At 73.6% G+C, this 15,251-nt stretch carries 9 protein-coding genes; 2 read left to right on the forward strand and 7 right to left on the reverse strand.

Features of this window, described 5'->3' with window-relative positions:
* Positions 1 to 56: 56 nt before the first annotated feature.
* Positions 57 to 503, forward strand: a complete 447-nt coding sequence (locus BUB75_RS08095; RefSeq protein WP_073253669.1) for a MarR family winged helix-turn-helix transcriptional regulator — start codon at positions 57 to 59, stop codon at positions 501 to 503.
* On the opposite strand, the gene BUB75_RS08100 is transcribed toward BUB75_RS08095, so the two are convergent.
* The gene (locus tag BUB75_RS08100; protein WP_143175080.1) at positions 500 to 5,998 is read right to left on the reverse strand and encodes an AAA domain-containing protein; all 5,499 of its coding nucleotides are present in this window, start codon (positions 5,996 to 5,998) and stop codon (positions 500 to 502) included. The two genes, BUB75_RS08095 and BUB75_RS08100, sit on opposite strands and share 4 nt — an antisense overlap.
* Positions 5,999 to 6,237: 239 nt before the next feature.
* Positions 6,238 to 6,894, reverse strand: a complete 657-nt coding sequence (locus BUB75_RS08105; RefSeq protein ID WP_084740490.1) for a PadR family transcriptional regulator — start codon at positions 6,892 to 6,894, stop codon at positions 6,238 to 6,240.
* Between the two features lie 66 nt (positions 6,895 to 6,960).
* On the opposite strand from BUB75_RS08105, the gene BUB75_RS08110 reads away from it, so the two are divergent.
* A complete protein-coding gene (locus tag BUB75_RS08110) occupies positions 6,961 to 7,635 on the forward strand; it encodes a maleylpyruvate isomerase N-terminal domain-containing protein (RefSeq protein ID WP_073253680.1) in 675 nt (224 codons plus the stop codon).
* Between the two features lies 1 nt (position 7,636).
* Here BUB75_RS08110 and BUB75_RS08115 read toward each other — a convergent pair whose 3' ends face one another.
* The 5 genes from BUB75_RS08115 to BUB75_RS08135 form a co-directional block, all read right to left on the reverse strand.
* Entirely contained in the window at positions 7,637 to 9,130 is a 1,494-nt protein-coding gene (locus BUB75_RS08115; protein ID WP_073253684.1) for an FtsX-like permease family protein, read from the reverse strand.
* A gap of 4 nt (positions 9,131 to 9,134) precedes the next feature.
* Positions 9,135 to 9,896 carry an ABC transporter ATP-binding protein gene (locus tag BUB75_RS08120; RefSeq protein ID WP_084740493.1) on the reverse strand — a complete coding sequence of 254 codons (762 nt, stop codon included), beginning with the start codon at positions 9,894 to 9,896 and terminating at the stop codon, positions 9,135 to 9,137.
* Positions 9,893 to 10,447, reverse strand: a complete 555-nt coding sequence (locus tag BUB75_RS08125) for a PadR family transcriptional regulator (protein ID WP_073253686.1) — start codon at positions 10,445 to 10,447, stop codon at positions 9,893 to 9,895. The genes BUB75_RS08120 and BUB75_RS08125 overlap by 4 nt, the downstream gene beginning before the upstream one ends.
* Before the next feature lie 45 nt (positions 10,448 to 10,492).
* Positions 10,493 to 12,808, reverse strand: coding sequence for a helicase C-terminal domain-containing protein (locus BUB75_RS08130; protein ID WP_073253689.1), 2,316 nt, complete (start codon positions 12,806 to 12,808; stop codon positions 10,493 to 10,495).
* A gap of 112 nt (positions 12,809 to 12,920) precedes the next feature.
* Positions 12,921 to 15,080, reverse strand: a complete 2,160-nt coding sequence (locus BUB75_RS08135; RefSeq protein ID WP_073253694.1) for an MMPL family transporter — start codon at positions 15,078 to 15,080, stop codon at positions 12,921 to 12,923.
* Positions 15,081 to 15,251: the final 171 nt, after the last annotated feature.

The following is a 15,251-nucleotide window of genomic DNA, read 5'->3' on the forward strand; positions in this document are numbered from 1 at the left end:
AGGTCGGCGGGTGGTAACTCGGCGGCGCTGCCGCCGGATGACCACAAAGGAGCGCCATGTCGGCCACCCCCGGCACGGTCGCCGACGAGCTGAGCACCTTGCTCGGTCGGCTCCATCGGACCCTGCGCCGCGCCGCCCGGAGCGACCTGCCGGACGAGCCGCTGCCCGCTGCGCAGATGGAGGTGCTGCGGGTGGTGCGGAGCAAACCGGGTATCGGGGTGAAAGCCGTGGCCACGGCGTTGGGCACTGCTCCCAACACGGTGAGCACGCTGGTCGGCGACCTGACCGCGGGCGGTTACCTGGACCGGTCCCCCGATCCGGAGAACCGCCGTGCCGTGCGGCTCACGCTGACCCCGGCCGCGACCGGCCTGATCGACGGCTACACCGACCACCGACGGCGCATCGCGCTCGCGGCGGCCGACCAGCTCGACCAGTCCGACCTCGACGCGCTGGCCGCGGCACTGCCCGCCCTCAACCGCCTTCTGATCCTGCTGGGTGGTTAGCGGGCTGCTCGCAGGAGGCGGGTGGGGTTTTCGGGGTCTTCGGGGACGTAGCGGGCAACGCCGACCTCGCCGATGGCCGGGTCGACGACCGGCACGTCCCGACGCTGCTCGGCGGCGGCCACCACCGCGGCGGCCTCCCGGGCGGTGAGCCAGCCCGCGGTCTCGGTGCTGGCCTCCTCCTGCCGCATCACCTCGACGTTCGCCCGGTTGCGCAGCGCCTCGATCGAGTCGTCCGGATAGAAGCACGCCCAGCCGACGATCTTGCCGCCGGCCTGGACCGGCGTGTCGACGCGGGAGCGATACGCGACCAGCGCCGCGCGTGCTTCCTCCGGGCGGATCGCGCCGACCTCCTGGTACCCGGCAGACGCTGTCTCCGCCGGCTCGGGGACGACCGGCAGCTGACGGGTCAGGTCGGTCGCCTGGGAGGCGCGCACCGGCTGGACCGGCTCGACGCTCTCCTTGTCCCACCAGCTCACCGGCGGCGTCGGTGCGACCGGGGGTGCCTGGGGCGCCTGGGGCGCCTGGGGTGCCGCTTGGGGCAGCTCGTCCGGCGGCGGTACCGCAATCGGCTGCCGGGTCGGGAGCGCGGGTACTACCGATGCGGGCACGGGCTGCCCCGCGGGCGCGGACGGGGCGGGCGCCGGCGGCGGCGCGGGCATCGGCGGCACGGGCACGGGCTGCGCGGGCGGCCCTGCGGGCACCGGCGCAGCGGGAGACCTCGGCGCCAGGCCGGGCAGCAGCGTCGCCGGGTGCCCGTTCGGGAGCGCGTCCGCGGTCGGGATCGTCGGCGCGTCCCCGACCCACGGCATCACCGCGTCGACGGCGCCCGGCAGGTCCTCCAGCCTGGCCACGGTCGGTGCGTCCCCGGCCCACTCCGGAACCGGCTCCTCCTCGGTCGCGACCGGCGACGCCACGGGCTCCGGTGCCTGCTCCTCGGCCGGCTCGGCGTCCGCGTCGTCGGCGGGCAACCGCACCACCGGCAGCACGACCGTGAGGTCGGTCAGCCCCGCCGCGGCGGCCTCCTCGTCCGAGGTCCAGGCGGCGCCCTCGTTCCACTCGGCGCCCCAGTCCTCGCCCTCGGCCTCGCTCTCGACCCAGCCCTGGCCCTCGATCCACTCGCCGGCGGGGGACTCCTCCTCCGGTTCGACCTCCGGCTCCGTCGGCGCGAGCAGCCCGCGCGCTTCCTCCGGGAGCAACCCGAGGTCGTCCATCAGCGGCCACAAGCCCGCCAGCGCCGCGTCCGGGTCACGCGCGAACAGCGTCCCGCGCACCCGCCAGAACACGCAGCCGCCGACCCGCTCGAGCACCGTCTGGCGCCGCATCTCCTCGGCCCACCGCGTCACGCCGCGGTAGCGACCGTGGTCGCACTCGATCGCGAGCCGCCGCCCGTCCGCAGTCGGGAGCACGAAGTCGACCCGGTGCCGTCCGATCGCGTACTGCACCGCAGGCCGGATTCCGACGTCCAGCAGCCGCCGCAGGACCGAGCGCTCCAGCTCCGACTCGCACGCCGCGTACAGCGTCTCGTCCGGGATCGGCTCGGCGGCCAGCGCGGCCAGTCCCGGCTTCGGCGCCGCGCAGTACCGCAGCAGGGCGCCGCGGGCGTCGTCCGGGTGGAGGTTCTCCGCGCCGACCGAGTGGAAGACCCACATCTGGTCCTTGGCCCGGCTGGCCGCGACGTTCACCCGGCGGTGGTGGTCGGCGCCGGTGAACGCGGCCCGCGCCTCGTCCCGGTCGGAGACGACCAGGCTGAGGAACATCACGTCCCGCTCGGCGCCCTGGAACGTGTACGAGTCGCCGACCTTCAGCGCCCGCCGCGCCATCTCCTGCTCGCCGAGGTGCCGGACCAACTGCTCGTTGATGTACTGCGCCTGGCCACTGCTGGCCAGCAGGCTGACCACGCCGAACGTCAGGCCGGCGTACTCCGGGTCGGCGGCCAGCCGGGTGATCGTCGCGACCAGCGCGTCGGCCTCGGCGAGGTTCACCTCGCCGTAGCGGTCGCGCTTCTCCCGCGCGCCGGGCACCCGCACGATCCGCACCGGGTCGAAGCGGCCCCGGTCGGCCCGCAACGGCTGGACCGTGCCGTCGTACCACTGCTCGCTGGAGAACGTGATGATCTCCGGCACCGAGCGGAAGTGCTCGGTGAGCATCAGTGGCTCCGGTGACCGCCGCACCGCGTGGTCGTAGAGGCTGGTCGTGACGTCGAACAGCGGCCAGGACGGCAGGTCGCCGAGGTGCTCCTGGCCGAGCCGGCTCACCTCGTCGTGGGCCAGGCCGATCGCGTACGGGCCGATCTGCCGGTCGTCGCCGACCACGACCGCGCGGGTGCCCAGCGAGAGCACCGGCATCGAGAGCAGCCCGCACTGGCTCGCCTCGTCGACGATCACCACGTCGAACGGCGTCGTACCGCCGGTGAACTGCTGCAGCGCGCGCTCGACCGACATGATCCAGACCGGGACCGCGGCGACGGCCTCGCGCATGTGCTGCTGGGCCAGCGCGGTCCAGCCCGCCGAGCGGCGTCCGGAGCCCTTGCCGACCTTGCGCAGCGCCGACGCCCACCCGGCCAGCGCGTCCCTGGCGCGGTCGTCCATCCGGCCGGCGGCGGCCAGCCAGGCCGACCGGGTGGCCAGCTCGCCGACCAGTTCACGGGCCCGGTCCCGCAGCCCGTCGGCCTGCCTGCCGAGCGCGCCGGTGTCCTCGACCCCGATGACGATGCGCAGCCAGGTGTCGGCCCGGCGCCAGTTCCACGCCTGCTGGCTGACGGCCGGATCCGGCAGCTCGCCCTCGGCCGCGATCCGGCTGGCCCACAGCGGCGCGATGATCGACAGCGCGACGTGCAGCTCCTGCCAGCGCTGCATCGCGGGGCCCGCCGCGCGCAGCCGGTCGGCGTCCGCGAGCATCGCCTCCCAGCCCGCGTAGTCGCCGGTGGCCCAGGCGCGGTCGAGCTCCCGCCAGTGCGGCGACGCGTTCGCGTCCAGCAGCGCGTCGTCCAGCAGCGCACGGACCTGCTGGCCCTCGCGCTCGGCGTCGTCGCTGTCGAAGACGACGACCAGCTCGGCCGCGCGAGCGGCCGCCGCCGACACCGCGGCGGGATCGGCCCAGTCGGCCTCGCCAGGTGTCCCGGCCCGCAGAAACGCGGCCAGCCGGTCACGCAGCGTCGGCCAGTACCGCAGGCCGATGTCGACGACCTCGCCGACCTCCCGCAGGTAGCCGCTGATCACCTCGACCGTGCTCGGGTCGTCCGGCGCCTGCGGGCCGTCCAACTCAGCGACGAAGTGGTTCCAGCGCTCGGTGAGGCGTCGACGCGCCCAGTCCAGCCGGACCGTCGCCAGGGCGGCGTCCACGTCGTCGACCGTGCGCAGCGGAGCGCCGTCGACCCGGATCTCGTCCCTGACCTGGGCCAACCGCCGGTGGATCAGCCGGCTGACACCGCGCGCCTCCACCAGCCGGACCCGCAGCATGTCCAGATCGGCCCGCAGCTGACGGGTGTCGGCCCACAGGTCGTCCGGGATCTGCACCGCCCGCCCGGCCAGCACGCTGCGCCAGCGGGCGGTCTCGGTGAGCATCTCCGAGCAGCCCGTGACCTCGGCACGGCAGGTCTCGCGCCAGGCCGGGGATACCGCGAGCCGGCCGGCCAGCCGGCGTTGCCACGGCTGGTATGCCCTGGCGCGGTGAGCCAGCCGCCAGATCTCGTCGGCCAGCGCGGCGATGGTCGGGCGGCCCGCGGACCGGACGGCGGCGAGGTCGACGCCGAGCGACGCCAGCGCGCCGACCCGCTGGCGCAGCGCGTCGCTGTGTTCGTCGGTGCGGGCCAGCCGGTTACCGTCCGGAAGGGACTCTCGTTCGGGCAGCCTGCGCTGTGCGTCGACCAGGTCTTCCGGCCGGTAGGTGTTGGTCAGCTCGGTCAGTTCGACGAGCTCGGTGTCGGTGAGCGGGAACGGCGCGGACGGATCGATCGCATCCGGGACGAACGCCAGCCGGGACTCGTTGGCCCACAGCCACTCGGCGACCTCGACCGCGGTGGCCTCGGCGCCGTCGAGCAGGAACGTGCTGCTCTCCCGGTCGGCCACCGCCCGCAGGGCCTGGTACTTCCCGGCCAGGTCCTGCTCGGCCGTGTCGAGCGCGTCCCACAGTTCGGCCACCGCCTCGGCAGCGGCGTCCTGGTCGAGCGCACCGGCCTCGGCCTGCAGCTGCCGGACGGCGGTCTCCAGCTGCCCGAGCTGCTTGGCGCTGGACCCCATCACGCTGATCGCCAGCGGGCGCAGTGCGGCGGGCAGCTTGTCGCGGACCTCGGCCAGCGGCTCGTCGCGGTGCGAGACCACGAGCACCCGCCTGCCGTGGGCGACCAGGTGACAGATCAGGTTCGCGATCGTGTGGGTCTTACCGGTGCCCGGCGGGCCCTGCACCGCGACCATGCGCTGCCGGGCCAGCCGGCGGGCGATCGTCTCCTGCTCCAGGTTCGCGGGCAGCGGGAACAGCAGGCGCTCGCCGATCGGCTGCCACTGCTCGGGCGGGTCGTCGGGCAACTCCAGCGTCGACGGGTCGTCGGCGAGCAGCGCCGCCAGCGAACCGGACGGGATGTACCCGGCGGCCAGCGCGCCCCGCAGGTCACCGAGGAACCCGGACAGCGCGGTGCGCCGCGGACGCAGCAGCAGCACGCCGGTGTCGCGGACGTGCGGCTCGTCGACCTCGGCGTCCTCGCGCACCACCCGGGGCGGCAGGCCCAGCCGCCGCAGCGCGGAGCGGTAGAACTCGGTGCGGGTGGACTGCTGCCACGGGTCGAGCGTCACCGCGCCGCCGGGGCCCGCCAGGTCGTGCAGCCGGGCGTCCGGCCCGTCGGGTAAACCCTCGAACGCGTCGGTCTGCAGCCGGAGCTCACCCGTCGGTGCGACGGTCAGCGCTCCGGTCTCCGGGTCGACGTCGATCGAGATCGACGCCGCCAGCAGCGGGTCCTCGACGGCCAGCCCGCCCACGACACCGGTGAAGATGCCGAAACCCCAGACCAGCTCGTGGGACGCCTCCAGCCGTACGGCGGCTTGCCGCAGCTCGACCAGGCGCGAATAGGCGCCGCGGACGGCGTCCGCCTCGGCTGCGGTCACGGCCCACGGGCGCCAGAGCCGGTGCACCCACTCGTCGACGGCGGGCTCGACCGCGTCCAGGTCGAGGTCGGCGTCGCGTTCGACGGCGATCTCCCGCCAGCCCTCGCGCAGCGAGGGTTCCCGACGCGGGTCGTCGACCGGACCGTCGAGCAGCGACCGGACGACCGACGGCAGGTCCGGCGGCCGCGGCCGCGGCGGCCGACGCAGTTCCAGCCAGCGTTCCTCGGTGCGGGGCTCACCGGCCGCTTCGGCAGGCGCCGGGTCACCGGCCGTCCAGCAGCCGGGCTTGCCCGCGGGTAACGCCGTCTGCCAGACGACGGAAGCCGCTGCCTCGAGCGTCCGCGCCGGGCGGGCTGAGAGCGCGCGGACAGCAGACAGGTAGTCGGCGAATCGGGACACCCGACTTCGCAACGCCTCAACCCGGTCGGTCGCCGCCGCCACAGGAAACACCGCCGTCACTAGCGCCTCTCGATCCCCCACCGGCCTCCGGCCGACCGTACCGGTGAACACCATCCGGAGGGCAGGGGTCCAGCGCTACCTCACCCGGGAGGATGAGGTTTCTTCGGCCACCTGACCGACCACGGAGAAATGGCAAGTACAAGCGGAGTTCGTACCCTCGCGACGAGCGAGAATTTACGTCACTCCGCTGTGTGCTCGCTCAGCGCCGCTGCCCTTCGCTCGTAGCGCTCGACCATCGCGGTCAGCGCGCGCCGGGAATCGCCGGTCAGTCCGGCGTCCCGGACGTCGGGCCAGCCCTCGATCTCGGCCTCGGCGACGTCGCACCAGTCCAGCATCGTCTCGGCGAAATCCGCGTAAAAGCGGGCCAGCAGACCGACCAGATGGGCACGTTCCGGGAACGGCCCGCCGCCGTCCAGATAGGCGCGCATCTGCGCGGCGCCGTTGGCGTAGGTCTCGGCGACCGCTGCCCGGGTGGCCCGGATCGCCTGCACGGCGTCCGCCTTCTCGCCCTGGTCGGCGAAGAGCAGCCGGAGCAGCCCCTCGATCTCGAGCTGCGGGGCTGCGGGCGGCGTGGCCAGCCAGTTCCGCAGCGCTCGACGGCCGGCCGGGGTGATCGCGTAGGAGGTGCGTTCGCGGTTGCCGGTGCGCTCGGTGGTGCCGGTGGCGTACTCCCACCGGACCAGGCGCTTGACCTCGCCGTAGATGTGCGCCTCGCTCCGCGGCCAGAACAGCCGCATGCTGCGTTGGGCCTGGCGGGTGAGGTCGTAGGCGGTCCACGGCCGGATCGCGAGCAGCCCGAGCAGCGCGTACGAGCTGGTGGTGGGTTCGGTGCGCATCAGAGGTTGACACTACTCCAAAGTTGAGTAGAAGCTGGTACTCAACTTTGGAGTATCGGAGGAGCCATGGGCGAACTTCGCCAGGAGATCGAGGACGCGCTGCCGAGGGCGCACGAGCGGTTCGTCGCGCTGGTGCGGAGCGTCGATCCGGCGGCGGCGGTCCGGACGGTGCCCGCCTGTCCGGACTGGTCGGTCGCGGAGCTCGCCGCCCACGTGCTGACCGTGTACCGCCGCGCGCTGGGCGACCGGCGCCGCAGCGCGACGCCGGAGGAGACCGCGACGCTGAACGCGCAGTGCCTGGCCGAGGTCCCCGAGCGGGACCTGGCCGCGCTGGCCGACCTGCTCGACGCCGACGGGCCGGCGAGCTTCGCGGTGCTGCGCAGCTTCCCCGGCGATTTGAGCTTCCGCTTCCACGGGGGCACCCGCACCACGGTGACGCCGGTCAGCGCGGTGATCCTGGGTGAGGTACTGATCCACGGCCGCGACCTGGCGGAGGCGACCGGAGACGACTGGGTGATCCCGGCGGACGAGGCGTCGCTGGTCCTGCGCGGCGCGAACCTGCCGGGGCCGGACGGCCTCCCGCCGATCTTCGCGACCTGGCTGCAGCCGGGCGGCGAGACGCTGCTCGCCGCCACGGCCACCACCAGCGACCCGGTCGGAGCACTGACGGCGTTCTTCCGCCGCACCGCGCCGACCACCCCCGAGCTGGTCGCTCTCTCCCGCTACCTGCGGTCGGTGTAGGTCAGGTCGTCCGCAGCTCACCGACGGACGTCGCCCGCCGGAGCAGCAGGAGGCTGAGCGCGCAGACCACCATCGTGGCGACCGCGGCACCGACGGTGAGCACGGTGAGCCCTCCCCACGGGATCAGGCCCTCCAGCTCGACGGTGACCGTGCGCACCGGCGTCAGGTGGGCCGGATCGGCGCACCACGTGTTCACGTCGGTACCCGCGGGTGGCGTGCAGTCGCCGCCGACCTGCTCCATGTACTCGCCGGGCCCCCCGTACACCGCCCGCACCGCGATCGCCCCGGTTGCCGCCGCGAGCACGAGGCCCGGCACCAGCGGCAGCGCGTTCTGCCAGAGCAGCGCCTTCGCCAGCACACCGGTCGGCGTCCCCTGCGCGGTCAGCGCCGCCAGCGTCCGGCGGCGCTCGAGCACCTGCTCCGCGGTCGCGACGAGCAGCCCACCGGCCGCCACCACGATCGCGACCCAGACCGCCAGCTGGGTCAGCGCGAACGCCCGGTCGTAGAACGGGTCGATCGGGCCGGCCTCCTGCCCGATCATTCGGCGCGCCTCTTGCTGGGCGACCCGGTCCGCGGCGAACACGGCCCGCATCGTCAGCGCGCCCGCGCCGAGCAGCACCGCCGCCAGCACGGCGGGCAGCGTCCGGCTGGCGGCCCACGGATCGGCGATCAGGCGACGAGCGGCCAGCAGCAGCGCGGGGCTCTTCGCCCGGGGCGCGATCCACCGGCCGATCGCCGCGGACACCGCCGCACCACCGGTGACCAGGCCGATCAGTACCGCCACCAGCAGGACGAGGTCGAACAGGATCAGCCACCACTCCGTCGAGAGCGCGCTGAGCTGCCCGATGATCGCGGCGGAGAGGGCCAGCACCGTCGATCCGCCGAAGAACAGCACGGCGGGCAGTGCTCGGGGTGGCCGGCCCGGCCGCCGCCGCACCACGCCGAACGCGGTGAGCGTGCTGCGACGCAGCGCGACCGCAGCCAGCGCGGCGCCCGCTGCCGGTACCGCGACGAAGATCGCCAGCAGCGCCCACCACGGCGGCAGCACGTCGGTCGGCAGCGGACGCTGCGGCCCGGGCTCGTCGAGCACCACCCGGCCGACCAGGAACAGCGCGAACCCGATCGCCGTCCCGATGAGCGCGGCCACGCCGGTCTCGGTCGCGGCCACGGCCGAGACCTGGCCGGGCGTCGCGCCAGCCATCCGATACTCGGCGAGCCGCCGGTCGCGGGCGGGCGCACCGACCCGGACGCACTGGCCGACGAAGAACAGGACGGGGATACCGAGGAGCAGCAACGCCGTCGTGACGCCGGGGCGCAGGCCGGGCTCGGCGAGCAGGCCGTTGGTGTACGCCGCCTGCCCGACGATCGAAACGACGGTCGCCGCCGCCAGGAGCAACAGCGTGGCCAGGACCGCGCCGAACGCGGTCAGCACGATCCGGAGGCCGTCGAGCCGACCGCCGGTGACGGCCAGACGCAGCAGTACCGAGAGACGCACGGGGTCAGCCCTCCTCGTCGTCTTCGAACGTGGCCACCGGCTGCGGGGCCTCCGTCGGCGCCGCGGTCGAGCCGTCGTCGACGACCGACCCGTCCCAGAGCGTGATCTCGCGCTGCGCGTACGCCGCGACCTGCGCCTCGTGCGTGACGATCAGCACCGCGGTGCCGTTCTCCCTGGCCACCCGGGTGAGCTGGGTCAGTAGCTGCTCGCCCGCCAGCGAGTCGAGCGCGCCGGTGGGCTCGTCGGCGAACAGCACCCGCGGTTCGGTGACCAGCGAACGGGCCACCGCGGCGCGCTGCTGCTGGCCTCCGGACAGCTCGCCGGGGTACCGCTGCGCCAGGTCGGCGACCCCGAACCGGTCCAGCCACTCGGACGCCGTCCCCAGCGCCTCTCTCCGGCGCGCGCCGGAGAGCAGCAGCGGCAGGGCGACGTTCTCCCCGACCGTGAGTTCGGGAACCAGCTGGCCGAACTGGAACAGCACGCCGAGCTCGGTGCGCCGCAGCCGGGAGCGCTCGGCCTCGGAGAGCTGATCGATCCGCCGGCCGCCGAAGTTCACCGCGCCGGCGTCCGGCGCCAGGACGCCCGCCAGGCACAGCAGGAGCGTCGACTTCCCGGACCCGGAGGGGCCGGTGATCGCCACGATCTCGCCGGCCCGGATCGCGCAGGAGACCCCGCGCAGCGCGGGTGTCTTGCCGAACGACCGCACCAGATCGGTGCCGGTCAGCACGGTGGCGGTCGTCGTCTCGAGGTGGGCATTGGGGGTCATGGCCGGAGTACCTCCTGGCGCAGTGCGGTCATCCGGGACAGGGTCAGGTCGATCCAGCGCAGGTCCGCGTCGAGGTGGGCCAGCGCGTAGTCGGCGGCGAGAACCTCGCCGACCGAGGCGCCGTCGGCGGTCTTCGTCGCGGTGAAGTCACGCATGCGGGTCAGGTGCGCCCGGCGCTGGGCGCGGAGGTAGGCGACCGCGAGGCCACCCTCCGCACCCGGCTCCTCGTCCACGAGTAGTGCGGCGACAACCTTGGTGAACAGCGCGTTGGCGACGTGCGGAGCGGGCGGCTCGACGACGGCGAGCCAGTCGCGCAGCGCCTCGCGGCCCGCAGTGGTGATCGCGAAGACCGTGCGGTCGGGGCCGTCGACCCGTTCGGTGCCCGCCTCCTCGGCCAGGCCGTCCCGGGTGAGGCGTTCGAGCGTCGAGTAGACCTGGCCGTACGCGAGCGGGCGCGCCTTGGGGAACCGGGCGTCGTAGGCGCGCTTCAGGTCATAACCGTGCCTGGCCCCGGTGGCCAGGAGGGCGAGCAGTACCTGTGGCGTGGACACGCGGCCTACTATTCACTGAGTGAATAGCCTTCGTCAAGCGTGAGGTCAGGCAGGTGATACCGACTGAATTCTGGACAGGATGAACATTCGTTCGGCGTCGCGGAGGCGGCACCAGGCGATCACGGCGTCGCCGGAGAGCTCGGCGTTCTCGATCACGCGGGTGGTCCCGCGGCCGGTCGCGTTCACGTAGTCGATGCGGATCGGGGCGCCGGTCTCGATCGCGTGCACGAGCACGGTCCGCTCGGCCGCGGAGAGCGCGTCGGCCTGCAGTGCGACGACGCGCGCCGGGCGGTGGCTCTCGGTGCGCGCGGGCGCGGGCGCCGCCACCGGCGGATCGGTGGCCGTGAGCAGCCGTTCGGCGACCGCGTCGGCGTCCACCGCGAGCCCTTCGGAGTGCGGTGGTGACGTGGTGGGGACGATTGCCCGCCGGCGAACCCGCCGCTCGACCCGCGCACCACCGCCCTCCGTCAACCCGGCCGGCGCATACCCCGCAGCCCGCAACGCCGCGAGCGTCGCGTCCGGGTCGGCTGCCGAGACCAGCACGGTCGGCGCGACCGCCCACAGCCGCAGCGCCTGCAACGCCTTGGTCGCGACCAGCTCCGCGAGCAGCGCCGGGTCGTCCGCGAGCACCACGCTCCCGGCCGGCGCCACCCGCACGTGCCCGTGCCGCCTGGCGACGTCCCGCACCAGGTACTCGAGCGTCTGCGGCAAGCCCCCGGTGGCCACCGCGGCCAGGTTCGCGAGCAACGTGTCGGCGTCCACCCCGGCGTCCAGCGCCGCCCGCACGCTCGCCGACGAGAACCGCCAGATCGACGCCGCTCCCCCGGCCTCCCGCGTCGCAACACCGTCGAGCAGCGCGGCCAGCCCGGCGGCCGGAACCCCGGACGCCACCGCGGAGAGATCCGACTGGAACGTCGCCGTGGTCACCGGGGCGGGCACCAGACCTGCCGACGCGGTGGCGAGCCCGCTCGGGTCGCTCGCCGCCCCGGCGACCAGCGCCCGGGCCAACGGCGTCGCCGCACCGAGCGCCACCACGCCGAACCGCTCCGCCTCGGCCAGCGCTACCGCGATCCGGGCCGCTGCCGTCTGCTGCTCGGCCGGGGTCGGCGCCACCGCGATCGGATGGCGCCAGGACAGCACCGCGGCCATCCCGTCGACGTCGTCCACCCGGGTTCCGATCGGCAACGCCGCGAGGTAGGAGACCAGCAGCTGCCGCAGCAGCGCGTCGTCGTCCCCGGACCACCACCCGGCCAGCAGCGTCGCCAGCCGGGCGGCCGGTTCGGCGTCCCGCCAGGCGTCGGCTCGCTCGGTCAGCGTCACGGCTCCCTCGTCCGACGCGAGCAGGCCGGCCTCGATCGTGACCGACAGCAACCCGCTCAGGTCGTCCTCGGACGAGCCGAGCGCCTTGGCCGCGCGCTTGGTCTCGCGCACGGTCACCCGCCCGGCCTTGGTCGTGCTCAGCGGCGTCCGGTCGCAGAGGTCGAGCAGGCGCTCGGCGTCGGCCAGCGTCTGCGTGGCGGCCGCGGTCCCGGCCGCTATCAGGTCCGCTTCGGCGACGACGCCGGAGACCGGCAGCGGGGGCGGCGCGGTGAACGGAGCACGGTAGTCCGGGCCACGCAGCGCCAACCCGATCTCGCGGGGCAGCTCGACGTCGTCCCAGCTGGCCTGAATGAGGAGACCCTGCGACTCGGCCGTGGCGACCGGGCCACCGACCTGGTAGACCCACCGAGCGCGGTCCCCGGCGATGCTGATGCGCGGCCCGTTCCATGCCAGGTCGTACAGCAGCTCCCGGATGTCCTCCCGGGATCGGCCGACCATTGCGCGGACCGCCTCGGCGTCCGCCAGCGCGGCCACGACCTGATCGACCAGTTCGGACTTGCGCCGAACCGGATCGTCGACCCAGACCTCGGCGAGCGCGCGGATGCGATCCACGCTGAGCTGCGGCAACACGTCGGCCATCCGGATGCCCAGCCCGAGCGGCTCGGCGAGCAGGCGCAGCGGCGCGGCCAGCACGAGCGTCCGATCACGACCGGGAACCACCAGCGCGAGATCGTTCAGCGTCCGCAGCGTTTCGCGGAGCAACACGGCCCGATCCGGGTCGGCATCGTCCACATCGAGCATCGCCGCGAGCCGGGCCTCGGTGGCGACGCCGCCCAGCGCGGCCAGCGCCTCGGCGATCTGCAGCCCGGCCCGGCTGACCTTGGTGAGCGCCCGCTGCGCCGAGTGCACCGCGGACAGCCGCTCGGCCAGCTCGGTCAGCGACCGCGGCTCCGGCCAGGCCGCCGCGTCCGGACGGGCGGCGATCAACGCGGCGAGCGCCCCCCGGTCGAGCCCTCGAACGTGGGCGACCAAGTGGTCCACCGGCGCTCCTCGATCCGGGATTCCTACAGTCCGGTCACCCACGGTAGCGCGCTCCCCGCCGACGCACGGGCCCCCTTCCGGCGGGAAGGGGGCCCGTGCGGAGCGGGTCCGGTCAGTGGGCAGCTCCGACCGGGACCGGAGCCGGCGGCGTGGAGTCCTCCTCGCGGATCCCGTACCGCGCGTACAGGCGGCGCAGCGGACGTGGCGCCCACCAGTTCGCGTCGCCGAGCAAACGCATCGTGGCCGGCACCAGCAGCGCCCGCACGATCGTGGCGTCGACCAGCACCGCGATCAGCATCGCGACGCCGATCAGCTTGATGAACGTGATCCCGGAGATCGAGAACAGCCCGATCACGACCAGGATGAGCAGCGCGGCGCTGGTGATGATCCGGCCGCTGCGCTGCAGCCCGACGGCTACCGCGGTCGTGTTGTCGCCGGTGCGGTCGTACTCCTCGCGCATCCGCGACATCAGGAACACCTCGTAGTCCATCGAGAGTCCGAAGACGATCGCGAGCACCAGGATCGGCTGGGTGGCTTCCAGCGTCCCGGTCGGCGTGAAGTTGAGCCAGTCGGCCAGGTAACCCTCCTGGAAGATCAGCACCAGCGCACCGAACGACGCTCCCAGCGAGAGCACGTTCATCACGATCGCCTTGATCGGCAGCACCAGCGAGCCGAACGCGAAGAACAGCAGCACGAACGTCGCACCGACGATGATCAGCGCCATCCACGGCAGCCGGTCACCGATCGTGTCGAGCTGATCGGCCAGCTGCGCGGTCTGCCCGCCGACCAGCACCTCACCGTCGGCCGGCGGCGGAACGTCCCGGATCCGCCCGACCAGTTCCCGCGACTCGGTCGAGATCGGGTCACCGTCGTAGGTGATCGTCACCCGCGCGGTGTCACCGGCCGTCGCGGTCACCTCCGCGCCGGTCACCCCGTCGACGTTCCGCACCGCGCCGACGTACTGCGTGAGCGCGCCGCTGTCGGCGGTGACGATCGCCTCGATCGGCGACTGGCCGTTCCGGACGAAGTCGCGGTCGAGCTCCTCGGAGACGACCCGGCTCTCGGTGCCCTCCGGCAGTGCCCGGGCGTCGATGCCGCCGAACTCGACGCGGAGGAACGGCGCGCCGGCCACCAGCAGCACCGCCAGCACACCCACCGCGTACACGATCGGGCGCCGCATGATGCTGTGCGCCAGCCGGTACCAGAACCCGTGCTCCACGTCCGTCGCCGCCGGGCGCGGACGCCGCCGCAGCAGCTTCCGGATCGACAGCGCGTCGACCCGGTGGCCGAGCACGCCGAACAGCGCGGGTAGCACGGTCAGCGCTGCGACCATCGCGATCACGACCGCGGACAGTCCGCCGAGGCCCATCGAGCGCAGGAACGCCAGCGGGAAGATCAGCAGCCCGGCGAGCGAGACCGCAACCGTGATGCCGGAGACCGCGACCGTGCGGCCGGCGGTCGCCATCGTCCGCGCCACGGCGTCCTCGACGTCGAGACCGCGCCCCAGCTCCTCGCGGAACCGGCCGACCATGAACAGGCCGTAGTCGATCGCCAGTCCGAGTCCGAGGATCGTCACGACGTTGACCGAGAAGATCGAGACGTCGGTCAGGTAGCTCAGGCCGCGCAGCGCGGTGAACGCCCCGAGGATCGCCAGCGCGCCGACCGCGAGCGGCAGGCTCGCCGCCGCCAGGCTGCCGAAGATCACGACGAGCAGGATCAGCAGCACCGGCATCGAGAGCGTCTCGGCGCGGGCGATGTCTTCCGATACCCGCTCGTTGATGTCCCGGTTGATCGCGGTGGGGCCGCCGACCTCGGTCTCGAGGCCGGGCGCCGCCAGCTGGTCCTCGATCTCCTTCAGCCCTTCGGTGCGTTCCTCCTCGTCACCGCGCAGCGTCAGCACCGCGTAGGTCGCGTGCCGGTCGCTGCTGACCAGGGCGGGGCTGTTCGTGGTCCAGTACGTCGCGGTCCGGGTCACCACGTCGGTGGGCAGGTCCGCCACCGTGCTGGTGACCGCTTGCCGGAACGCCGGATCGTCGACGGTCTCGCCCGAGCTCCGGTAGAGCACGAGCACGTCGGTGCCCTCGCGTCCGAGCGCCGCTTCCGCGCGGGCGTCCGCACGGGAACTCTCGCTGGCGGGGTCGTCGAATCCGCCGCCGATCAGTTTGCCGAAGACCTGGGTGCCCCAGACGCCGGCGAAGACCACGAAGGCCAACGCCGCGCCGATCACCCACCACCGGCGACGAACCATGGTCCGGCCCAGCCGCTCGAACATCACTGCCCCCTCGGACATTTGATGCGATCCCTGATCGCACTGCGAACACTGTAAGCGCGTACGCTCGATAATGTTGCATACATCGTTCGCGGAAGCAATGATGTTTTCAATGCGAACATCGTTCACTGCACAACGCCTGTTCGCGGCCGGGTTAGGCTCTGCGTCTCGGTC

The sequence above is a fragment of the Cryptosporangium aurantiacum genome, from assembly GCF_900143005.1.
In the GTDB taxonomy this organism is placed as follows: Bacteria; Actinomycetota; Actinomycetes; order Mycobacteriales; family Cryptosporangiaceae; genus Cryptosporangium; species Cryptosporangium aurantiacum.